The organism is Nonomuraea antri (assembly GCF_013283785.1).
Classification (GTDB): domain Bacteria; phylum Actinomycetota; class Actinomycetes; order Streptosporangiales; family Streptosporangiaceae; genus Nonomuraea; species Nonomuraea antri.
The window spans coordinates 21,370-42,821 of record NZ_JABCPZ010000025.1 but is presented as its reverse complement, the minus strand read 5'-3'; the positions used below and the strand labels follow the sequence as shown (position 1 = coordinate 42,821).

The 21,452-nt window shown below is 69.9% G+C and carries 20 protein-coding genes and 2 pseudogenes; 8 read left to right on the top strand and 14 right to left on the bottom strand.

Annotation, left to right across the window (positions count from 1 at the left end; genetic code table 11):
* The first annotated feature begins 67 nt into the window (after positions 1–67).
* From HII36_RS11360 to HII36_RS11350, 3 genes are all read left to right on the top strand, one after another.
* Positions 68–499, top strand: a complete 432-nt coding sequence (locus tag HII36_RS11360) for an ATP-binding protein (RefSeq protein WP_173523080.1) — start codon at positions 68–70, stop codon at positions 497–499.
* 149 nt (positions 500–648) lie between these two features.
* Positions 649–807: a hypothetical protein gene (locus tag HII36_RS11355; protein WP_173523079.1), complete on the top strand. Its 159-nt coding sequence runs from the start codon at positions 649–651 to the stop codon at positions 805–807.
* Positions 808–895: 88 nt separating this feature from the next.
* Positions 896–1,483, top strand: a complete 588-nt coding sequence (locus tag HII36_RS11350; RefSeq protein ID WP_173523078.1) for a dihydrofolate reductase family protein — start codon at positions 896–898, stop codon at positions 1,481–1,483.
* A 224-nt stretch (positions 1,484–1,707) separates the two neighbouring features.
* Here the strand turns inward: HII36_RS11350 and HII36_RS11345 are convergent, their stop codons facing one another.
* The 12 genes and pseudogenes from HII36_RS11345 to HII36_RS11295 form a co-directional block, all read right to left on the bottom strand.
* Positions 1,708–2,430 (bottom strand): hypothetical protein, encoded by a 723-nt coding sequence (locus HII36_RS11345; protein ID WP_173523077.1) that lies wholly within the window; start codon positions 2,428–2,430, stop codon positions 1,708–1,710.
* A 408-nt stretch (positions 2,431–2,838) separates the two neighbouring features.
* Complete coding sequence (locus tag HII36_RS11340) at positions 2,839–3,165, bottom strand: hypothetical protein (RefSeq protein WP_173523076.1); 327 nt, start codon at positions 3,163–3,165, stop codon at positions 2,839–2,841.
* A 314-nt stretch (positions 3,166–3,479) separates the two neighbouring features.
* Positions 3,480–3,905, bottom strand: coding sequence for an STAS domain-containing protein (locus HII36_RS11335; RefSeq protein WP_173523075.1), 426 nt, complete (start codon positions 3,903–3,905; stop codon positions 3,480–3,482).
* Between the two features lie 78 nt (positions 3,906–3,983).
* On the bottom strand, positions 3,984–4,430 hold the full coding sequence (locus tag HII36_RS11330; protein ID WP_173523074.1) for an ATP-binding protein: 447 nt from the start codon (positions 4,428–4,430) through the stop codon (positions 3,984–3,986).
* Between the two features lie 1,118 nt (positions 4,431–5,548).
* Complete coding sequence (locus HII36_RS11325; protein ID WP_173523073.1) at positions 5,549–6,784, bottom strand: retropepsin-like aspartic protease; 1,236 nt, start codon at positions 6,782–6,784, stop codon at positions 5,549–5,551.
* A complete protein-coding gene (locus HII36_RS11320) occupies positions 6,781–7,338 on the bottom strand; it encodes a helix-turn-helix domain-containing protein (RefSeq protein WP_173523072.1) in 558 nt (185 codons plus the stop codon). Before HII36_RS11320 ends, HII36_RS11325 begins: the two co-directional genes overlap by 4 nt.
* A 437-nt stretch (positions 7,339–7,775) precedes the next feature.
* A complete protein-coding gene (locus HII36_RS11315; protein ID WP_173523071.1) occupies positions 7,776–8,693 on the bottom strand; it encodes a hypothetical protein in 918 nt (305 codons plus the stop codon).
* 336 nt (positions 8,694–9,029) lie between these two features.
* A pseudogene (locus HII36_RS59470) lies at positions 9,030–9,641 on the bottom strand (IS701 family transposase); the annotation flags it as partial.
* Between the two features lie 224 nt (positions 9,642–9,865).
* Positions 9,866–10,636 carry a hypothetical protein gene (locus tag HII36_RS11310; RefSeq protein ID WP_173523070.1) on the bottom strand — a complete coding sequence of 257 codons (771 nt, stop codon included), beginning with the start codon at positions 10,634–10,636 and terminating at the stop codon, positions 9,866–9,868.
* A gap of 146 nt (positions 10,637–10,782) precedes the next feature.
* A pseudogene (locus HII36_RS59465) lies at positions 10,783–11,644 on the bottom strand (IS982 family transposase).
* A gap of 45 nt (positions 11,645–11,689) precedes the next feature.
* The gene (locus HII36_RS11300) at positions 11,690–12,769 is read right to left on the bottom strand and encodes a CU044_5270 family protein (protein ID WP_173523069.1); all 1,080 of its coding nucleotides are present in this window, start codon (positions 12,767–12,769) and stop codon (positions 11,690–11,692) included.
* Positions 12,766–13,305 (bottom strand): RNA polymerase sigma factor, encoded by a 540-nt coding sequence (locus HII36_RS11295; RefSeq protein WP_173523068.1) that lies wholly within the window; start codon positions 13,303–13,305, stop codon positions 12,766–12,768. The genes HII36_RS11300 and HII36_RS11295 overlap by 4 nt, the downstream gene beginning before the upstream one ends.
* Positions 13,306–13,473: 168 nt before the next feature.
* On the opposite strand from HII36_RS11295, the gene HII36_RS11290 reads away from it, so the two are divergent.
* Positions 13,474–13,806 (top strand): ATP-binding protein, encoded by a 333-nt coding sequence (locus HII36_RS11290; RefSeq protein WP_217369397.1) that lies wholly within the window; start codon positions 13,474–13,476, stop codon positions 13,804–13,806.
* Positions 13,807–13,832: 26 nt separating this feature from the next.
* Positions 13,833–14,036, top strand: coding sequence for a hypothetical protein (locus HII36_RS11285; RefSeq protein ID WP_173523066.1), 204 nt, complete (start codon positions 13,833–13,835; stop codon positions 14,034–14,036).
* A gap of 63 nt (positions 14,037–14,099) precedes the next feature.
* On the opposite strand, the gene HII36_RS11280 is transcribed toward HII36_RS11285, so the two are convergent.
* A complete protein-coding gene (locus HII36_RS11280) occupies positions 14,100–14,645 on the bottom strand; it encodes a GNAT family N-acetyltransferase (protein ID WP_173523065.1) in 546 nt (181 codons plus the stop codon).
* A 598-nt stretch (positions 14,646–15,243) separates the two neighbouring features.
* Positions 15,244–16,398: an ROK family transcriptional regulator gene (locus HII36_RS11275; protein WP_173523064.1), complete on the bottom strand. Its 1,155-nt coding sequence runs from the start codon at positions 16,396–16,398 to the stop codon at positions 15,244–15,246.
* Between the two features lie 259 nt (positions 16,399–16,657).
* On the opposite strand from HII36_RS11275, the gene HII36_RS11270 reads away from it, so the two are divergent.
* From HII36_RS11270 to HII36_RS11260, 3 genes are read left to right on the top strand one after another with little or no spacing between them, the layout of a single operon-like run.
* Positions 16,658–18,268, top strand: a complete 1,611-nt coding sequence (locus tag HII36_RS11270; RefSeq protein WP_173523063.1) for a beta-N-acetylhexosaminidase — start codon at positions 16,658–16,660, stop codon at positions 18,266–18,268.
* A complete protein-coding gene (locus HII36_RS11265; protein WP_328807680.1) occupies positions 18,265–20,151 on the top strand; it encodes an ABC transporter permease in 1,887 nt (628 codons plus the stop codon). Before HII36_RS11270 ends, HII36_RS11265 begins: the two co-directional genes overlap by 4 nt.
* A gap of 22 nt (positions 20,152–20,173) precedes the next feature.
* On the top strand, positions 20,174–21,439 hold the full coding sequence (locus HII36_RS11260) for an extracellular solute-binding protein (protein ID WP_173523062.1): 1,266 nt from the start codon (positions 20,174–20,176) through the stop codon (positions 21,437–21,439).
* The last annotated feature ends 13 nt before the right edge of the window (positions 21,440–21,452 follow it).

The window sequence follows — 21,452 nt, the reverse complement described above, 5'->3', positions numbered from 1 at the left end:
AGCCGCGCGCGTGTATCAGGGTGCCGGCGGGGCAAGGGTTTTGTGACGGGGCCCCTGCCGGCGGAAGGTGGCGATCGAGGTGTTGTCGGGTTTCCGGTTGGAATGGCCGATCACCGGCGATCTTGTCACGTTGCGGGCGGCGGTGCGGGCCTTCGGCATCGGTGCCGGCCTGACCGAGCGGCGGCTGAGCGATCTGGTGCTCGCGGCGAGCGAGGCCGCCGCCACGGTGATCGGCCATGGCGGCGGCGGCACCTTGATCGCCTGGAGCGACGGTGGCGGGGTGAGTCTGGAGATCGTGGACGTGACCGGCGCGCTGAGCATGGCCTATTGGACCGTCGAAGCCGACCCGGACCTGCTCAGCGGCCAAGACGTCGGCTTCTGGCTGCTGCGGCGGCTGTGCGACGAGATCGGCCTCGACGACAGCGACGACACCCCGCGCTTGCATCTGCGTTTCCGCCACCGAGCCCGGCAGAACGGCGATCGCCGCGTGCACGTCTAGAGAGGAATCCGCGTCCTTGATCGGCGAGCATCTGCCTCGCGCGCGGGAAGCGGACCACGCGGTCGTCGTCGGGGGCGGGGTACCGCGGCCGTCACGGTTGCTGGTCATGATCCACAGGTGGCCGTCGGGGGCGTCGAGCGCACGCTGTCATGGCTCATGAGACGCGCAGGAACTGCCGGGACTACGAACGGCGGGCCTCGCAGCACTGGACGATCCTGGACGAAGAACGCGACCTGATCGCCGGAGGACGCGCCACGCGGCTCGGCTTCGCTTCATGGGTGGTGATCAGTTTCGGCTGGGCGCGATGAGTTCTGCCATTGAAAGCGGTCCACCTCAGGACCCATGTAAGACGGGCCGGGAGCCACCGGGCCGAGCGATAACCACAGGAGAACCCTTATGGGCAAGATCTTCAGCCACATGACGATGTCGCTGGACGGATACATCGCGCAACCGGATGACCAGGTCGGCGAGCTGTTCGACTGGTATGAGGCCGGAGACGTGAGCGTGCCGAACCCCAATGAGGACATCTCGGTCAAGGTCGATGATGCGGGTGCGCGGGCATGGCGAGATCTGACCGAGAACACCGGCGCGCTCGTCGCCGGTCGCCGCCTGTTCGACATCGCCGGCGGCTGGAACGACAAGCATCCGGCCGGCGCACCCGTGGTCGTGGTCACGCACCGCCCGCCGGCGGATGCCGCCGAGAAGTGGCCGACGACGACGTTCGTCGACGGAGTCGAGGCGGCTATCAATCGGGCCAAGCAGATCGCCGGTGATCAGAACGTCACGATCGCCAGCGCGAACGTGACGCAGCAGGCACTCGCTCTCGGCCTGGTGGACGAGGTGTGCGTCAGCCTCGTACCGGTGCTGTTCGGCGAGGGTATCCCGTACTTCTCCAAGATCGAGGGTGGGCATCTCCTGCTCGACGACCCGATCGTCATCCAGGGCCGGCGTGCCTTGCACTTGCGGTATCCGGTCCGTCGCTAGCCTCTGTTCGGGGGCCGGTCGAAGCGCGGGTCACGGTAGGGGCGGGGGCCGCTGTTGGCGCAGCGAGTCCCGGATGTCGAGGTGCCGTGGTCGAGGCGGATTCCCCGCCCCTTCGCCGGTCCGGCTTCAACGGAAAGGTGCAGGCGGGGCATGCCCGGGAGGGGTGACGGTGGGCGCTCGTGTGTCTGTGCTCCGGGCAAGCGAGGGGTGGCCGTTGGTGCGGATCAGGCGCATCCTGCCACAGCCCGCATTCTGGGCGGAGGCATCGCCATCATGGCTCCGGACCTACTGCTGAATCCCGGCAGGCGGTCGGGGGGAAGCGGCTGCGCGGCGATACCGACGCCGAGGTCGGGAAACAACCACCGGCGGCGATCCAGCGGATGGATGAAAACGGCCTCGTCGAGTCTTCCCCCATCGTCCAGGGCTTCCAGCTTTTCGAACAGGCGGGCCGGGATCTCGTAGGTGGCCCGGGTGCACGCGGGTGAGGCGAACAGCACCTTCGCATACCTCCAGGTGTCCTCGGCAGAGGTGTCGGGGGCGACCCCGAGCAGGATCTCGACGTCGGCCCCGATCGTGTTGCCGTTGCTGATGGTGATCGTCCCGCCGTCGAGAAGCGCGCCGACGAGGCTGCCCTGACCGGCTTCGATGGCCATCCGCTGGGCGTAGGCCCGCTGCAGCGCCGCCTCGGAATCGGCCTTGTGCCGCTGGGCCTCGAGCCTCTGCTGTTCGGTGGCGTTGAGCGCGCTGAGCGAGATGACGAGCGCGGGCACGGACATGAGCCCGGCAACGACGGTGGTGAGCGCCGCCCACCACTGAACGTTCCAGCGGATGCCACGCAGCGGGGCCTTCGCCCGCGCCTCCGGCAGGCGTGCGGCGATGCGCCTGATGTTCTTCGCCGGCCAGCCGCCGCCGGGTAAGCGTGAACGTGGCCCGCGTCGTGGCGTCATGCCCTCTCAACGTACGGAACGCCGGCGAAGTTTTCTGGTTCAGCGCGGGTCCGGCGGGCTGTTCCTCTCCTGATCACCTGCGGTGGCCGGATCGCAGTGCGGCAGGCATCCGGGCTGGCACACGGCCGGCTTGCGGGGTTCCGTTTCGCCCCGGCTGGCCCGTGCCACGCCGGATGATCCCACAAAGGGGACATTGAGTGATATTGGCGCGACAATGAGTGAGAGGCGCTGAGGGGCCGGTTTGGCGGCGATCGTCCGCCGGCGAGACTCCGAACGCCTCACCACCCTGTCCATCACCGAAGTGACACCCGAAACCGTCCCCTCTGCCGGGCCGAGCAACCTCCGGCAGGGGGACGGCCACCCGAGCAGACGCTCCGGCCGGGCGGGAACGACAAGCGGCAGCGGGCCTCAGCACCCGTCTGCTCCGCCCGTCCGCAGCGCGCCGTCGTCGCCAGCGTGATGGTGGATCATCTCCCAGGTCTGGCGCATCTCGGCGACCGCCCGGGCCAGATCCTGCTGCCGGAGGGGGTTGGCCAACAGGTCCGTATGGCGCAGCGCCGCCCGGTAGGCCCGGTCGTACCTGCGCCGGGTCCGCCCCGCCGCGGGATCTCGCCGCTCTTCCTGTATCCCGGCGAGGGCGGCCAGCAGGGCCGTTCTGGTCAGGAACCAGTTCATGTCGCCCGGGCTGGGGTTCGTCACCCTCAGCCGGACCAGCAGGCGAGTCGCGGTGCTCATGCTCGGACTCCTTACCGAGGAAGCGTTCTACCCTCGCACGGCCACCCTGGCGGACGTCCACTGCACGCCGGCCGCCGCGCAGGCCAGGCACGCACGCTCATCCTGCTGCAGGCCGGCCTCGCCGGACTGGTGGGCGAATCGGACCAGTTGCGTAGCGAAACGGGCGCATGGGTCGGTGGCGGGACGAACCAGGGTGCGGGCGGAGGGTACAGGTTACATGCTCATGAAGGTGACGGTACGCGCACGCGTGCTCACGCGCCCGGGCTTCGGGCAGGTCGCCATGCTGCCGGCGCCGCCGGATGAGATCGGCCGGATCAGCCTTCATCGGCCGGGTTGGCCAGCAGGACGGTCAGGGCCTGCTGGACGTCGGCGTGCACGGGCAGGTGCTGATCCACCCCGGTGATGCGCAGCAGCCGGGCGGGCATGCCGCGCACGGCCGCCAGGTGCAGGCTGCGCTGCTGGGCCGCGCACTGGCGGTGGCAGGCCAGCAGCACGTGCAGGCCCGAGCTGTCCAGGAACGTCAGCTCCGACAAATCCAGCACCACGTGGTCACCCGGGCGCAGCACCTGCTGCAGCTGATCGGCCAGGTGGCCGCTGCTGGTGCGGTCGATGTCGCCGGCGATGGCCACGACGCTGATGCCGGGCAGGCGCTGGCAGGTCAGCGGCGCCGCGCCCGCTGACGCCGCGCCCGCTGACACCGCGGGACGGCGCGGAGATGAGGGTTCCGGGAGGGCTCCCATGCCCCGTACCGTAGACCTCCCGGATGCATGGCGAAACCCCCGGATGGGGCGAGACGGAAGCCTGATCCGGCGCCCGTCTCAGCAGGCGGTGCCGACGTCCGGAGCTGTCCGCGAGGACTGCCGGGCGAAGGGCAGGACCCGCGCGCTCGGGGGGTGCATGTGCAGGCTCAGCAGTGAGCCCATCCCGGTCTGGGTCAGACCGACGTCGTCGCACAGGCCCTGGATCACCCACAGGCCGAACCCGTGATGCCCGGCGGGGTCGAGCTGGGCCGCCAGCAGGTGCCCGGCCGTCAGCCGGCCGCCGACATCGAGGATCTCCACGGTGACGCCGTGCTCGTGGCCGCGAACGGTGACCAGGCCGGCCTGCCCGCCGTGATCGAGCACGTTGGTGACCGCCTCGTTGACCGCCAGCGCCAGGTCTTCGGCGCGGTCGCCGGACAGTCCGCAGTGGGTGGCATGGATGCGCACCAGGTCCCGGATGTGGCCGAGGTCGGGGTTGATCGGGCAGCGCAGCTCGAAGTCCACACGTCTCATGATCGTCTGTCGAGGGGTCGCGGATGAGGGGAATCCTCAGCTTTCCCGGCCGCCGCCCGGCAAACCGGCGATCCCGGCCAGGGGAGGAACCTCTTGCGCGCCGGTCAGCTACCTGTCGACCCGGGGGAAGGGATCGGCGGCCGGGTGCGCGGGACCCGGGGCGGGCCGGGTCCCACGCACCCGTGATGCGTCGAGCATGGCCTGCTGTGCATACCCCCGCCGCCCTGGCCGCCAACCCGTTCCCGCCGACCGGGCCGCCGGGCCGATCCCGTGCGCCCGGATCAGCAAGCGCGCGAACGGCCGGAATGATGCCGCCCGATTCGGGCACGTGTCCTGGTTGCGGGCCCGTTCCCCCTTGACCGGGCCCGGGCGCCGCTCGGGGTTGCGCGGCGCTGTCCCGCGCCGGCGGTGGCTCCCCTGCGCACATCCGGCTCCCCGTCGCCGGCGCCCAACCGCGAGTGAAAGGGTACGCGCGCATGATGGCCGTCCGGCTTCCCTCCGCCCCGCCGGCATCACGATCACTGCCTCGACACCACGGCAAGCCCGACACCGCCGAGAACACCTCACCAGCCGATCCCGCGGCCGCGAGCGCACCACCCCATGCCAGGCGGATGCGAACCATCACGGTCACCGCGCCGCGCAGCAGGAGCCCGCGCTTCGTCACCGGCGATCCGGCGTCCTGAACGGCCGATCCCCGGCCAGGCCGGTGCCGACCGCCGAGCCACCATCATCCCGGCCGCCGAGCCACCATCATCCCGGCCGCCGCCGGCTTCGGCCGCGCGCCGATGCCGGCCGCTCAAGTGACCGGTCGTCGGCCGGTGGATGGCCGCTCGGAGTGGCTGACCGAGCTGGGCGCGGCGTGACCGCGAGTCGGAGCCGGGCGGATCCGGCCGGTCGGGGCCCCGACTCCTGTGCCGCGCACCGCACGGGCGCTGGGACGGGTCGCGGGGGCCGGCGCGTGGAGGGATGCATAGGTCCATCGCGCCTGCTGTGGCGGAGAACCTGGGCGTCGGCGCGTTCGTCTCTGTCGGTTGCAGTTAGGGCTGTCGGTGTTCGCCGGTTGTTGTCGGTACTCGCGTCGGCGCCAAGCTTGAATTGTCGGATTCCGGCTATTCGCCCGCGCCGGGCGCCGATCGGAACACGTACCGTCCCCTGTCGAAGTCCAGCGTCCATGCGTACGCCTTGAGGAAGCCGTGCGACAGCAGGCCGTCGACCCGTACGCCGCCGAGGGATTGCCACGGTGTCGTCCGGGACTTCGCGACGGCCACGAGCGGGTCCTGCTGGGTGAGCGGGCCGAGTGACACCGGCTCGGGGCTGTCGAAGTGCGGGCGGCCGGTCAGATGGCGCGGGACGCCCCAGGCGCGGCAGTGGCGGGACGTGGTCAGCAGGCAGGCCTGACGTGGCGGCTCCACGGCGTCGTCCACGTAGACCAGGCCCGAGTCGATGAAGAAGGTGAGGTCGTCGCGAGGGCCGAAGCCGCCACGCGCGAACATGAAGTGATCCGCCCAGAGGTAGAAGCCGAACTCCGCCGCCACGGGGCTATCCGCGAGGAGGCGGGAGTGCTCGGTGGCGGCGTCGGGGCGGCCTCTCGGGGAGAGGATGAGACGGTTGCGAGGGTGGTCGATGGTGGACAGGAACTGTTGCAGGACGTTGGTGCCGATGATCACCAGGTCCTGGGGGCCGACGAGGGTGGAAAGCACCTGGACCGGCACGTTGGTCAGCGACGCGGCGCCCAGGCGCAACTCGGCGATGGTGCCGTGACGTAGCTCGGCGCGCTGCAGCCCGTGAGAGCCGGTGCCGCCCGGGGCGGTCACCACGCCTGTCTCCGCGGCGCGTCGTGGCCCCATGACGACGAACGTGCCGCCGGTGTCGAGATGCGCCAGTACGTCGACGCCGTCAATGGTCGCCGCCACGGCTGGAAGGTAGGGCGCGAGCTCGTGGTCGGCGAACGGAAGCACGCCGGCGCCGTCGAGCCGCACTCCCAGCGGGCGGGCCAGCCTCGGGTCGAGCACGCGCAGCGCCTGCTCGACGGCCCGCGGCCGGGCGCCACGGCGCCGCCGCAGGTGCTCGACGGCCCGATCGGGGCGGCCCAGGTGCAGCCAGGCCGCAACGACCGGTTCGTCCAGCGCCCTCGGCGCGCGGCCGTCCGCGGCAAGGGCGTCGTAGTGGGACAGCGCCCTCTCGTAGGACTGCTTCACGGAGTGGCACAGGAAGAGCAGGTGATCCCGGGAAGGCCCGGACAGGGTCTCGGCGTGGCGCTCGCAACCCTCCACGTCGCCCTTCGACCAGGCCCGCCACGCCGGACGTGAAGGGGCGTCCAGTAATCCGCTCAGAGCGCTTCTCATGCGAGTTCCTCCTCGGGTGACCCGGTGGTGGCGAGATCCATGGTGACGGCGACGATCGTCATCAGCGGCACGACTGCACGCGGCGCGATCGCGTACTCGCCACGCCGGGGCTGGACGAGCAGGCCCGCGCTCTGCAGCTCCTTGAGGTGGTGGTACAGGTGCCCGGTCGACGTCTCGCCGAGCGTCTCCTGAAGCTCCCTGCGCGTCCGCGGCTCCTTGAGCAGGGCGGCGAGCAGGGCCAGACGCGGCCCGCTGCCGAGGCGTTCGAGCAGGGCCGCGGCCCCGGCCCAGTGCGCGTCCGCCACCTCGTCGGCCTCGTGCTCCATCGCCCACAGGTAATTCCGGTCCTCGAAGGTCACCGCGCCGCCGTACATGATCGTGCCTGGCTGGGCCTGCCCTCCGGCCCTGGACCGGATCAGATCGAGCAGGTCGAGCGGCGTGTCGGCGCTGGGGCGCGACCGGGCGTCCGCGGGCGATGGCCGGCGGGCGGGCGCCTCCTCCAGGAGGGCGACCCGGCGCTCAAGCTCCGCGATCCGTTCTTCGAGCAGTCCCATGGGCATCCTAGTTCTCGTTTTTCCGTATTTCCGGAACAACTGAACTATAGCCTTCGAATGACTCTCATCGGCCTCTCCAGCCGTGTTTGAGTGGCATGATCGGGTCTGCCGACAGGTAGAGCTGCGCGCTGACCGCCTGCCTGCCGGTGGACGCTCGGCCGGCCGCCGCGCCGTCGCCGGCCCCTCCTTCGGAGCCGGCTCTGGCCGTGGCGCGTCGAACGCTGCGGCGCGGCCTGGTCACCATGTTCTGGGCGCCCACCGTCCTGGGCGTCGCGCTCGCCGCGGTGTTCCTGCTCCGCGGCGGGACGTTGTGACGGGCGCTTCGCCTTGAGGGGATTTCATCGGTGCCCATCGTCCTGCTGCCGGCGAGCCGGTCCTCTTGGGAATTACGAGCCGTCGCCCTGGTAGCGGCCTCCGACGAGCGGAAACGCCCTGCTCTATCGTCTTGATCGCCGATTCTCCAGCAGCAGTTCTCCCGCCCAGGTGAGCGTCGACACGGCGGCGCCTGCCAGCAGCCCGGCCCAGAACAGAGCCTGTTCAGCGGCCTGCTTGCGGGGAATGGAGATGAGCCGAGCGTGTGGCCCGGCGAGATATCCGCCCAGGTCGGAGGCTCCGGCCGGCTCATCGAGGTCAGCCCGCCACTCGAAGCGCGCCGTGGGCTCGGGGACGGGCTCCGGGCTCGGGTAGTGCCAGGCCAGCAGCAGCGGGTCGGACTTGTCGCGGCCGTACTCGGTGCCGGACTCCACGATGCTGTCGAGCGGCATGCGGCCGAGCCGCCAGGAAACGTGCGTCTCGTCGGCGTCCGCGTCGCCCTGGTACATGATCGATGGAGCGGCGAGCATGGTCGTGTACCCGCGGGAGATCATGAGTGGCTTCCTCGCTCGCCCGCTGATGCGGACGGGCTCCAGGTCCAGGGAATCAGCACTGGAGCGGCAGAGTTTCCCGTCGATCACCGCTGTGGCCGGCCGAGGCCGGTCGTCGAGTTTCATCTCCGACAGCCGCGCATCTCCGTCGAGGGTGACGCGAAAGCCGTAGCACAGCGGCGCTCCCCTCGCCGCGACGCCGGTCATCATGAACCTGTACATGTCCGGCCCGCACCGCGCCAGATCCTTCTCGTCGAGCACGATCCCCTCCGCCTGGAGTTCGGCGCACGAGTCCGCCTCGACCATCAGCGTGAGTAGGTCGAGGGCGCGTTCGCCGTCCGGCACGGTCACGTGCACGCCGATGTCACCGTCGAAGCTGGTGTACAGGGGCGCGGGCGCAGCGGTCTGGTACGCGTTCCAGGCAGCCACACCGAGCAACGCGGACAGCGCGAACATCGCGATGATCAGCCGGTGACTGCGCGGGTGCCTCACCCTCGGCCCGGGTACGGGGAGATCCTGCTGAGGCGGCGGAGGGGCGCCATGGCACAGGTGTTTTACCGCCAGGCCCACGAGCACGGCGAGCCGGAGAAGTTCCACGGCCTTCAGGTTCGCACGGCCCCGGCCTCGGCGGCGGAGAGTCCACAGAGCTCTGGGTAAAGAGATTCACCGCCGGCCCACTCCGACGGCGACTCAGCCGCCGGGAGTGACGGAACACCCGCGGTGAGCGCTCCCCCGCGCCCAACGGAATCCGTGCGCCATCGTGGCGATGCCCCACTTCCGTCTTCGCCGCGAAGACATCACGAAGCCTCGTGCGGAAACTCACCTGCGCAGGGTCAGCGGGATTCGGTCGTCGGCGGTGCCGGGTGGCTGGGCGGCGGTGATGGTTGCCAGCAGGGTCAGGGTGATGTGCCGGTGCCATCGCTCCAGCCGCGCACCTGGTAGTGGTCAAGGCAGACCTGGCCCTTGGCGGCTTTGAAGGACTCCTCCACCCAGCGAATGCCGGCGATCTTGACCAGAGTCATCAGCGGCCGCCGGCCGGGAGCGTAGCAGCGGCAGAAGGCCGGTGGTCAAGTTGCGCCGGATCAGCGGCCACCGATAGCCATCGGGATCGCCTTGGTCGATGCGGGCCCAGATATACCAGCGCGATCCCGTGGCCCCCTGACCGGCGTGGTAGCGGTGCCAGTGCGGTCGGCCACCTGTGCCGTGACCTCGGCCGCGCTCAGGACAGCGCCCTCCGGTTCGACGCGCCGGTTGCCGGCGATGGCCGGCACGTAGCCCATCCGGCATGCTTGCCGGGCGACACGCAGGCGCGGGTCCTGGCCGTGGACCTCGTCGCCCGTTGTCCAGGCTGCTTGCCCGCCCGCGTGCGGCACGGCCAGGACCATCGTGCCGTGGCCAGGGCGGACTTGCGGCGAAAGCGGTCTCGTCCGGAACGCCGGCGGCCCAGGAAACCAGACCCCGCGCCTTCGGCACACTCCTCGGCAACACCGGGGCTGCGGCCGGGGCAATGCGTCTATCTGGGGATACCTATGGCGATGCGTAATCGGCCCACCGCGTCGGCAGGTCGGTTTGCCCGCCAAGGTCCTCGGATGTGGCTTCTCTGCAAAGACCTGCCTGATCACGCTTCGAGAGCGACTTCGTGTCGGTAGCAGGTTGGTCGACCTTCAGCGTTCGGAATCGTGCGAGCCTTCTGATGCTAGAGCGTGTCCTGACCTCGACCGCTTGAGCCGCACCGCGCCCATGACGTTCAAGCCGACGCACCAGATCAGAACGACGGCGAGCCACTGCGTCCACGTCATCACGCTCATCTGGCCGGAGAGCAGATTCCGTACCGAGGAGTACGGCGTGAGCCAGGCCTGGGCGGGACGGAGGATCTCCACTCCGCCCAGTACCAGCCACAGGCCCAGCGGCAGCACGATGGTGGCGAGCGACGCGACGACAGGTGAGCGCAGCAACAGCCCCAGACCGGTGCCCACCAGTTGAGCGACGATCTGCACCAGCACGCCGCCCACCGCGATGGTTCCGGCGTTGAGCCATGGACCGGGGGCGCTGCCTGGCGAAGTGATCGCGAGTGCGACAGCGCTGACCAGGACCCCGAAGAGGCCGATGGCTGCAGCCAGCAGGATCGCCGCCAGGAGGCTGGGCATGATCCAGGCCGGGCCGACGGTTCGCCTCAGGTCGCCGACCAGCAGGACGCCGAGGAACGGCACTGTGACTGACATGAGGCTCTGCACTGGTTCCGAGAGTATGGCGAACGTGAGGTCGGCAGCTGGGACTCCCGCAGTCGTCATGACACCGGCTGCCAGGCCCGCCAGCAGAGTGACCGCGATCAACCAGCAGCGCGTCCGTGTCATGACGATGCGCTGAATCGCGCTTCGGATCGTCTCGCCTGAGCCGGCGAACGCCTGGTCGGTGTCTGTGGAGTTCCGCTTCAAGCTTGCCCCCCGTCTTTCTCTTCGACATGGTCTCCCCTCTGTCCGGCGAAGTCACGAGCTGACCTGCGAGAGACTGTCCGGCCGGTGTCGACGGAGGTGACACCGGCCCCGGCTCACGGGCCGCCTCGTACTGCCATGCAGCGTGATCAGTGACCGTAGCGGGTGAGAGACCTCTTGATCGGCCGGCCGATGTGGTTGTTATGCCAGATGGCCGCGGTCAGGGCCAGAACCTTGACCATGACGCGCACGATGACCCCGGCTGGGTCCGGCTGCCATGTCGTTCGAGATCGAGCCGGCCCTTGAAGGTCTGATTGACCGACTCGATGATCTGGCGTAACGGCTTGAACAGATGCGTGCCGGCCCGCTCGGCCTCGCCGGTCCGGGCCGGGCGCAGCAGCCGCACCCCGCTCCGGGCCAACTCCCCTCAAAGGCGCGGCCGGTCGGCGATGAGCGTCTGATCGGGATGCTCGGCCAGCACCCCGGGGTGCGCCATCCAGCATGCCCAGCAGCACCTCACGCTCATCAGTCTTGGCACCGCTCAGCGCGAACAGCACCGGCAGCCCGCCCAGTCGCCCCATCCGGCCAGTGCGCTGCGCCGCGTGGTCTCCACCGAGCGGCCGCATTCCACCGGCGTGGAATCGGCCACCCAGACATCGTCGCTCCACAGCGAGGTGTCGCAGGCCAGGACCCGGATCACCGCCATGACCAGGGCGATCGACTTGCGCAGCCGCTTGCCGTCGTAGCCCGACTGCTGCGGCAAGCAGGCAGACAGGCAGGCAGGCAGGGGAACATGCCGCGCAGTTCGGCGTGTGCACAGCGCAGCCAGCGGCGCTCGCGGTGATGGCCCAGCAACGCCGACAGCACCGCCAGCGTCACCAGCTCGGCGTCACTCAACCGCGGAGCGATCCCCACCCCGGGCCGCCGCAGGGCCGGTTCCGGCGCGCTCTTCAGCAGATCATCGCCCCTCACGTGCAGTGCGGTTGCGAGGGTGTCCAGTTCGGTCGTCACATCCGAGAATGGACATCCTCGCGACTACGCCTTGGACTCATCCATCTAGGACGTTTCCGGCAGCCGCGGGTCGGCGTCCGTCCAGCCGGACGAGGTCACCGCCGTCCACGAGGTCAGCATCCCCGTGCCGTCGCCCGATCCTTCCTGCACGGCCAGCAGCCGGCCGGAGGACTCCTCGATGACGAGTTGCTGCCAGCCGGCGAGTTCGATGCCCCTGCCGGCTCGCCCGAGAGGATCGGTGACGGTGCCGAGGTTCCTGACCTTCGGGAGTTCCGCGAGCATGCGATAGAGCGCGGCGCGTACCCGGGGGGTGGTCGGCAACTGGGAGAGCAGGCTGGCCGCCTGGCTGTACAGCAACTCCTCGCCGGCCTGGTAGCCGCCGCGCCGGGCCCACTCCCCCAGGACCGACCTGAGCCGCACCGGGTCCGGCGGCAGGGTCATGACTTCTTCCGTGGTGACGTGAACGGGCCCGACCTGGGGATAGGAAACCTCCGGAGCGCTCTCGTCGTCGAGTCGCATGGCGAACGGAGCCGCCGGCAGCACCCCGCCCACGCTGGGGACGCCGGGCCCCTGACAGGCACCGATCCGGTACGCGCCCTGCTGACGCCAGATCGCCTCGTCGGCCGCGGTCAGCGGCTCGCCCGACTGGGCGGTGACCACGAGCCAGCTCGGCTTCCGTTCCGACCTGGCCATCCAGACCTCGTGCGTGCATCTCACCCGGTAGTCGACCAGCTTGGGCTCCACGCCGGCGGGCGCGCGTCCTTCCTGCCCCAGCGCCATGCTCTGGCCGACGCTGTGCCAGTAGCGGCCGGTCGCCGCGCCGGTGTTCTCGATCCGGTCCGCCGCGGCGAGCAGGACGGTCCGGGCCGACAGGGGGTGGGACGCCGCGGTCTCCGGCCCCGTGTTCCGTACCAGGACGACCGTGACGACCGTGACGGCCATGGCGACGGCGGCGAGGCGAATGCCGGTCACCACCGTCATCCGGCGCCGAGGCGGGGCCGCGGCGGCGCCGGAGTCACCGGCGGCTTCGACGAGCAGGTCGTCGGCGGAGCGGCGGGATCCCCGGTCCAGCGAGTCCGGGCGAGCCATGGTGAGCAGTCGCATCGCATCGGGTTTGCGGCTCATCGAACGTTCCTTCCGGACATGTTCACGGGCTTGGACGGCACGCCGGTGCCGGTGTTGTCGATCGCGGCCTGCAGCCGGCGACGGGCGCGATGCAGCCGGACGAAGAACGTGGCCTTCGTACAGCCCAGTACTCCGGCCGCCTCGGCTGCGGACAGGCCGTGCCAGGTGGTGAGGGTGAGGACCTCTTTGTCGTCCTCGGAGAGCGTGGCGAGGGCGCGAAGCACGGTGAGTCGTTCCGTGGCCTGTTCCCCCGAGTCGGCGGCGGCATGTTCCATCCACGTCCGCAGGTCGGCTTCCAGGGATTCGCGGCGCGCGGCCTGCCGGAAATTGTCCCGCAGGACGTTCCTGGCGACCCGGAAGAGCCATTGCACCTGCGCTTGCTCGGGGATGTCGTCGAGCCGCCGCCAGGCCACCAGGAAGGTCTCGCTGACGACTTCCTCCGCCAGGTGGTGCCCGGCCCTGCTCACCGCATAGCCGTACACCCGCGCCTGGTAGGTGTTGTAGAGCGCGGTGAAGCGCTCCTGGGGATTGGGCAAGCCGGTTCCTTCGGTTGAGAGCACGTGGTCCTGGGAACATGTGGTCCGGCGGACGGCTTTCTTACCGTCCACCGCCACCTTTTCCGGACCGTCTCGCTCGGGAAGCCACAAAGACCACCATGATCGCCCTCGCGGTGAAGCTGCACGCTTGCCGCCAGCATGAGACGGGTGGACTTCGAGTTGCACCGCCCGATCGACCTCGGCCACCTCCGGGACCTGGTGCGCATCCACGCCACCCACTGCGGGCTACCCGGCGAACGCGCCGACGGCCTGGCATTGGCGGTCAACGAGGCCGTCACCAACGCGGTCGACCACGGCGGCCAGGCCGGCCTGGTCACCGCCCGCGGCCACGAGGACGGCGTCATCGTGGAGGTCCTCGATGCCGGCGGCCGACTGACGGCCGGGCACCCGCTGGACGCATCTGCGGCAGCCAGCTCGCCGACGAACTGCAGCAGGTGCGGCGCCCGGATGACCACGTGGTGCTGGACCTGTAGGAGCTGACGTTCCTGGACAGCTCGGGACTGCAGGTGCTGCTGGCCTGTCACCGCCGCTGCCGCGAGCAGCGGCGCAGCCTGCACCTGGCGGCCGTGCACGACGCACCCGCCCGGCTGTTCGAGATCACCGGAACGCAGGTGCGGGTGGGTGCTCCGTGGCGCGATGTGCCGGAGCGGTACGGATGCCGCCAGACGATCTACGGACTGTGGAGCGGGTCACGGCGGTCCGCCCGGTGAAGCAGGTGCCATCGACGACCGCCGGGTGACAACAGGATCATCCGGTGGCTGGTGCTCGTGTCTCTACCTCGGGTCGAGTGCGCGCGTCATCCAGATCGAGTTGCCGTGTTCGGCGTCCTCGTCGATGCGGTCGCTCCGGTGGAAGCCGAGTTTCTCGAGGACGCGGAACGAGGGTGTGTTCCACTCCCGCACAGTGGCCCAGAGTCGGCGACGTCCAGTTCGAATCGCGGCTTCCAGGACCGCGCGGGCGGCTTCTGTCGCGTATCCATGGCCGTGAGCTCGTTGTGCCAGCTCGTACGCGAGCTCAGGTTCGTCGAACGTTCCCTGGCCGACGGTCAATCCGCAATACCCGATGAACTCACCGGTGTCGCGCAACTCCATGGCCAGCAACCCGAGCCCAGGAGCCGCCGTCAGCGGATTGTCGAGGAGCCAGCCGCGGATGTCCTCGACCGTGGGCCGTCCCTCGGCGTCGATCCGCCGGGCCGCCGGCACTCGCGGGTCCCGCTCGAACCACAACCCGCGGAACTCCTCGGCGTCCGACGGCAGCCACCGCCGCAACCGCAGCCGCTCGGTCACCAGTGCAGCAGGCAGATCCTCATATGTCCTCACCCCGGCCAACCTAACCCAGTGCCCGTCAACCTCTGACGATGACATGAGGCACCGCGGGCATGGGCGTGACGGACTCCGTCCTCGAAGTCGTCACCGTCAGCCTCCGGGCTGTCGTTCCCGCACGCCGTCGAAGCTGTCCCGTGAAGTCGTGTGCTTCCGGGCCGCCTGGGGGCAGGAGATGGCGCCGTAGTGGCCTGCGAGTAAGCCGCCGGGTCATCAAGGTGATCGCTGTCCAGGTGGAGATGGCACTCACTATTGGCCGGTTGCCGCTCATAGTCACGAAGTCGCGCGGGCCCGCGGCTCGAACACGGAGCTCTGGGCTCACGCCTGTTTCCTGCGACTGAACTTGTGGGTTCGTGATGGCCGACGTGGGAGGGATGCGCCCGATGCGGATCACACGCCGCTTGAACTGCACGGATGCAGTTTCGGCAGGTGCACCGATCCTCGCCGTGGTCGTCTGCGCCGCCTCCGTCTCGGAGAACCAGGCCGGCATCCAGGTCCTCGGCCAGGCCGAGGGCACCCGCCCCAACCTGGCGAGGGACGCACTCCTACAAATCAAACGCCCTCTCACGTCGTACGTCGACGGAAACGTCCCGGGTCAGCGGGGCGTGGGCAAGGGGGCGTCCGGGGTGAAGTGCTGGTCGTCGAGGTGCGCGACGGCGTAGTCGATGGCGCCGGTGACCACGCACTCGTCGCCCAGCGTCGAGGCACGCAGGGCCGGCAGGCGGATGCAGGCGCGTTCCAGGCGCGCGCGCAGCGGCGGCAGCAGCACGTCGGCCGACCGGGAGAACCCGCCGCCCAGCACGACGACCTCCGGGTCGAGGAGCAGCACCATCGCGCTGGTGCCGACGGCCAGGTCGTCGACGTACCGTTCGACCGCCGCACACGCCACCGGGTCGCCCGCGCGGGCGGCGGCCAGGGTGTGGCCGGCGGCGTCCGCGGGCGGGGTGCCCTCGGGGATGATCGAGCAGGTCTGCAGGTGCTCGGACGCGTCGAACAACTGCGCCTGCGGCAGCATGGCGATCTCGCCGGACGCCGCGCTGTAGCCGCGGTGAACCTTGCCGCCGATGATGAGCGCCGCGCCCATCCGGCGTCCGACGTGCAAGAACACCGCATCGTCGACGCCGCGGGCGGCCCCGCGCACCGCCTCGGCCCTGGCGGCCAGGCGGCTGTCGTTCTCGACGAGCACCTCGCAGGGGAACATCCGGCGCAAGTGCCCGGCCAGGTCGAACCCGGTCCAGGCCGGAATGGCGGCGCAGTACAGGATGCGCCCCTCGGGGGTGATCACGCCGATCGTGCCCGCGGCGAGGATCCAGACGTCCTCGATGGTCTTGCCGCCCAGCGCCAGGCAGCTCGCGACCGCGCGCTCGATCGCGGCCAGCCGCTCGTCGAGGGGGGTTTCGGGTTGTACGGGCTGGCGGTTCTCGGCGAGGATGACGCCGTTCAGATCGGCCAGGGCGGCCCGGATGTTGTGACCTCCTATGTCGAGCCCGACCAGGTAGCCGCTCCCGGCGCGGAACCGGTAGCGCCGGGCCGGTCGGCCGATCGTGCCCTGCTCGGGCGGGGTTTCCTCCACCCAGCCGAGCGCCATCAGCTCGTACACGACCTCTTTCGTCGAGGAGCGCGACAGCCCGGTCCGCTCGGCCAGGGCCGACAGCGTCAGGGGCCCGGCGGCACGCAGGGTCGCGATCGCGGTCAGGGCGTTGAGCTGCCTGAGCCGTGACAGGTCGCCGCCGTGAAGTCTGGGGGCCATGGTCGTCCTAACGCAGGTCTCCGCTTTAAGTACAGCGCTCATTATACCAGCCGTACAAGCAGGCCGAGCAGCCAATTGAGCAACTTCGCGCAGAAATGAGCATTGACTCCTCCTTCGGGCCGATGCTAGTAATGATGCACTCCTTCATAAAGGGCTCGGCGTTCGGATGCGGTCCACGCGCCGACGGCGACCGCCGGTCGCGCCCGGGAACCGCGCCCCGGGCGGAGAGCCCCCTCATCAGTTCCCGAGAGGCCCGTCAATGATCGTCCCCAAACCCCTGCATTACGAGGCCGGACCGGGCCGCTTCGTCATCGACAGGAACACCGCGCTCACCGCCGATCCCGCGCTCGGCGAGGTCGCCGCCTGGCTGCGTGCCGAGCTCAGCCCGGTCACCGGCGGCGAACTGCTGCCCGGCGGCCAAGGACCGGCGACGATCAGGCTCGGCCTGGCCGACCTGCCTCCCGACGCCTACCGGCTGACCGTCACGCCCGACGGGGTCGCGATCGACGCCGGGTCGGCGGCCGGCGCCTTCTACGGGGCACAGACGCTGCGCCAGCTCCTGCCGCCCGCCGCCTTCCGCCGCGCGGGCGCCGGCGTGCCGCTGGAGCTGCCCGCCGTCCAGGTGGAGGACCGCCCGCGCTTCGCCTGGCGCGGCGCGATCCTCGACGTGGCCCGGCACTTCATGACCAAGGCGGACGTGCTGCGCTTCATCGACCTGATGGCCCTGCACAAGCTGAACGTCCTGCACCTGCACCTCACCGACGACCAGGGCTGGCGCATCGAGATCAAGCGCTACCCGCGCCTCACCGAGATCGGCTCCTGGCGCGAGGAGAGCCAGGTCGGCTGGATGGGCGAGATGGACGGCCGCCCGCACGGCGGCTTCTACACCCAGGACGACCTCCGCGAGATCGTCGCCTACGCCGCCCGCCGCCACATCTCGGTCGTGCCCGAGATCGACCTGCCCGGCCACACCCAGTCGGCCATCGCGGCCTATCCCGAGCTGGGCAACCTCGACACCCCGCTCGGCGTGGGCACCACCTGGGGCGTCGGGCACAACGTGCTCAACGTCGAGGACGCCACGATCACCTTCTTCAAGAACGTCTTCGACGAGGTGCTGGAGCTGTTCCCCAGCCCGTACGTGTGCGTCGGCGGGGACGAGTGCCCCAAGGACCAGTGGCGGGCCAGCCCGGCAGCCCGCCGCCGCATCGCCGAGCTGGGGCTGCGCGACGAGGAGGAGCTGCAGAGCTGGTTCATCCACCAGTTCGACGAGTACCTGACCGAACGCGGGCGGCGTCTGGTCGGCTGGGACGAGATCCTGGAAGGCGGCCTGGCCCCCGGCGCCGTGGTGGCCGCCTGGCGGGGCGACGTGGGCGCGGTGGCCGCCGCCCGCGCCGGGCACGACGTCATCAACTGCTCCAACACCGCCGTCTACCTGGACTACCGGCAGAGCGAACGCGATGACGAGCCGATGCCGTTCAGGACCGTGCTCACCATCGACGAGGTCTACGCCTTCGAGCCCGTCCCGCCGGAGCTGCGTGGCGACCCGGCCGCGGAACGGGTGCTCGGCGCCCAGTGCGGCATCTGGACCGAGCTGATCGACTCCACCCGGCACGTCGACTACATGGTCTTCCCCCGGCTCGCGGCCTTCGCCGAGACCGTCTGGTCGGGGCCCGAGCGGGACCTGGCCGACTTCCGTCGCCGCCTGGCCGCCCACCTGCCGCGCCTGGACGCGATCGGCGTCGAGTACCGGCGAGAGTCCGGTCCGTTGCCCTGGCAGCGCCGTCCGGGGGTGCCCGGCATGCCGGAGGAGCCCGCCGAGTGGCAGGCGACGCTCGACTCCTGGACCGCGAACCTCAGGAACGCGCTGTGAGGACGCTCGCGCCAGCCCGGATCGCCGACCTGTGGCAGCGCACCGTGCCCTGGCGCTGGCTGACGCCGAGCACGCTGCTCATCGCCGGTGTCGTCGGCTTTCCCGCCCTGTACATGGTCTACATGTCCTTCCTCGACATCAGCAGAATCGGTGTGGTCAGGGGCATGGCCGGGCTGGACAACTACGCCAGGCTGCTGAAGGAGGACGCGCTCGGCCCGGTGGTCGTCAACACGCTGCTGTGGCTGTTGATCGTCGTCGGGCTGACCATGCTGCTCTCGCTCGCGCTGGCGCAGTTCCTGTCCAAGCCGTTCTTCGGCCGCAAGTTCGTCCGCCTGGCGCTGGTGGTGCCGTGGGCGACTTCGCTGGTGATGACCGCGACCGTGTGGCGATTCATCTACGAGGGCGGCAACGGGCTGCTGAACCGGCTGCTGATGGACCTGTCGATCATCTCCGTGCCCGTCGACTGGTACAAGGACCCGGCCACCGCACTGTATTCGATCATGGCGGTCGGGATCATCACCTCGATGCCGTTCACCACGTACGTGCTGCTGTCCGGCTTGCAGACGGTGCCGCACGACGTCCTGGAGGCCGCGCGGATGGACGGCGCGAGCGCGTGGGCGACCTGGCGGCGGGTGACGCTGCCGATCCTGCGGCCCTCGCTCATGATCGCGCTCGTGCTCAACATGTTGCACGTCTTCAACGCGTTCACCGTCATCTGGGTGATCATGGGGAAGACGGCGGGCACCCACGCCGACACGACCGTGACGTATCTGTACAAGATCGCGTTCACGGCGCAGCTCGACTCGGGTGAGGCGGCGGCGCTGGGCGTGCTCAACGTGACCTTCCTGCTGCTGCTCATCCTCGCCTTCGTGCTGCTTTTGCGTCCGCATCGGAACCCGGCGGCGGCCGACAAGACGTCCGAGCCCGCGCGGGAGCTTCCGGCCGAGGAGCCTCCCGTCGAGGAGACTTTCGCCGGGGGGCCTCCTGGCGCCGCGCCGCGTGGTCCGGCTCCCGTCCGGCGGAGCAGGCCGGCACTGGTGCGGGCGGGGCGCGGGTGGGCGCGGATCCGTCCCGTCGTGCTGCCGATCATCGGGTTCGCGGTGGCGCTGTTCTTCCTCGCCCCGTACGCCGCGATGCTGTTCGGCTCGCTCAAGACCGACGCCGAACTGTTCGCCGTCCCGGCGGACTACCTGCCCAAGAACTGGGCGTGGTCCAACTACGCCGACGTGTGGCGGCGCATCCCGCTGGCCGACTACTTCCGGGTCAGCCTGACCATCGCGCTCGCCTCCACGGCGCTGGTGCTGGTCGTCGCCGCGCCCGCGGCCTACGTCCTGGCCCGGTCCAGGTTCAGAGGACGCACGGCGTTCCTCAGCGTGATCCTGGTGACGCAGATGTTCCCCGCCGTCGCGCTGCTCATCGGCCTGTACCGGCAGGCGGTGTTCGTGGACGGCGTGAACAGCTACCTCGTGATCATCGCCATCAACTCGGCCTTCAACCTCGCCTTCGCCGTGTGGATCCTGCACGCCCACTTCGGGGCGATCCCGGTGGAGATCGACGAGGCCGCCATGATGGACGGCCTCGGCAAGTTCCGGATCATGCTGCGCATGATCGTCCCCCTGGCCGCGCCCGGCGTCGTCACCGTGATGATCTTCACCTTCATCCAGGTGTGGAACGAGTTCGTCATCGCGCTGACGCTCTTCAACGACCCGGCGAGCGGCCGCGTACCGCTCACGGTCGGCGTCCAGCAGTTCATCGGCCTGTACGAGACCAACTACCAATACCTCTTCGCCGCGGCGCTCATGGCGATCGTACCCGCGGTGATCCTGTTCGCCCTCATCGAGAAGCACCTGGTCAGCGGCCTCACCGCAGGCAGCACCAAGTGACAACGAGAAAGATCGGTGTGAGATGACCCCCACAAGACGACGACGGCTCGGCGGCCTGGCCGCGTTCACCGGTCTCGTGCTCGCGCTGGCCGCATGCGGCGGCGGGTCGGGCGGCGACGGCAACGGCGACGGCGGCGGGCAGAACTCCATCAAACTGGTCGTGGCCCAGTACACCGAGGGCACCAGGCCCTACTGGGACGAGCTGATCGCCTCGTTCGAGGCCAAGCACCCCGGCAAGAACGTCGACCTCCAGGTGATCGACTGGGGCAACCTGCAGAGCCAGGTCAACACCATGGTCCAGACCAAGCAGCTCCCCGACGTCCTGAACATCAACGTTTTCGCCGACTACGCCGAGGCCGGCCTGCTCTACCGGGCCGACGAGGTGGTGTCCAAGGAGGTGCTGTCGGACTTCCTGCCGTCCTTCGCCGAGAACGCCTCCTACGACGGCGCCCAGTACGGCCTGCCGTTCGTCGCCACCGTCAACGGCATGTACTACAACAAGAAGATCCTCAAGGAGGCCGGCCTCGACAAGCCCCCGGCCACCTGGGACGAGCTACGCGCGGCGGCCAAGACGATCAAGGCGCTGCCCGGCGGGTACGTCCCCTACGCGATGGCGCTCGGCGCCGAGGCCGGCGGCTACGAGTTCGGCACCTGGCTGCGGGCCAACGGCGGCGACTGGCGCACCGACGGCAAATGGACGGTCAACAGCGATCGCGCCGTCGAGACCCTGCAGTTCCTCAAGTCGCTGACCAGCGACGGCTACACCCAGCCGAACCCCGGCCAGACCAACCGCCCCGACGGCACCTGGCCGCTGTTCGCCCAGGGCAAGGCGGCCATGGTGTACGCGTCCTTCGGGACGCGGGCCTTCCTCGACCAAGTGGACAAGGCAGGCATCGAGTACGGCACCGCGCCGTTCCCCACCAACCACGGCGCCGAACCGGCCACGCACGGCATCCAGGACTACCTGATGGCCTTCAAGAAGGACGGCAACCAGCAGCTCGTCCGCGAGTTCCTCGACTACTTCTACCAGGCCGACAACTACGCCAAATACCTCAAGGTGGAGGGCCTGCTGCCGACGACCACGTCCGCCTCGGCGCTCATGCGGCAGGACCCGAAGGTGAGCCCGATCATGGACATGGTGGCCAAGGCCCGCTTCGACCCGACGTCCGAGCCGGTCTGGGCGGAGCTGCGTGGCACGCTGGCCGCCGAGCTGGGCGGCGCGCTCGCGCCCAGCAGCGACCCGCGCGCCCTCCTGACCAAGTTCCAGCAGATCACCGACCACTCCTGACCGTCGCCCGCAG

Bases quoted from the DNA above. Each gene is read 5' to 3' on its own strand.
- HII36_RS11355 (WP_173523079.1), top strand. From the start codon at position 649: ATGGCTCATGAGACGCGCAGGAACTGCCGGGACTACGAACGGCGGGCC.
- HII36_RS11350 (WP_173523078.1), top strand. From the start codon at position 896: ATGGGCAAGATCTTCAGCCACATGACGATGTCGCTGGACGGATACATC.
- HII36_RS11345 (WP_173523077.1), bottom strand. From the start codon at position 2,430: ATGACGCCACGACGCGGGCCACGTTCACGCTTACCCGGCGGCGGCTGG.
- HII36_RS11340 (WP_173523076.1), bottom strand. From the start codon at position 3,165: ATGAGCACCGCGACTCGCCTGCTGGTCCGGCTGAGGGTGACGAACCCC.
- HII36_RS11335 (WP_173523075.1), bottom strand. From the start codon at position 3,905: ATGGGAGCCCTCCCGGAACCCTCATCTCCGCGCCGTCCCGCGGTGTCA.
- HII36_RS11325 (WP_173523073.1), bottom strand. From the start codon at position 6,784: ATGAGAAGCGCTCTGAGCGGATTACTGGACGCCCCTTCACGTCCGGCG.
- HII36_RS11320 (WP_173523072.1), bottom strand. From the start codon at position 7,338: ATGGGACTGCTCGAAGAACGGATCGCGGAGCTTGAGCGCCGGGTCGCC.
- HII36_RS11300 (WP_173523069.1), bottom strand. From the start codon at position 12,769: ATGAGCCGCAAACCCGATGCGATGCGACTGCTCACCATGGCTCGCCCG.
- HII36_RS11275 (WP_173523064.1), bottom strand. From the start codon at position 16,398: ATGGCCCCCAGACTTCACGGCGGCGACCTGTCACGGCTCAGGCAGCTC.
- HII36_RS11270 (WP_173523063.1), top strand. From the start codon at position 16,658: ATGATCGTCCCCAAACCCCTGCATTACGAGGCCGGACCGGGCCGCTTC.
- HII36_RS11260 (WP_173523062.1), top strand. From the start codon at position 20,174: ATGACCCCCACAAGACGACGACGGCTCGGCGGCCTGGCCGCGTTCACC.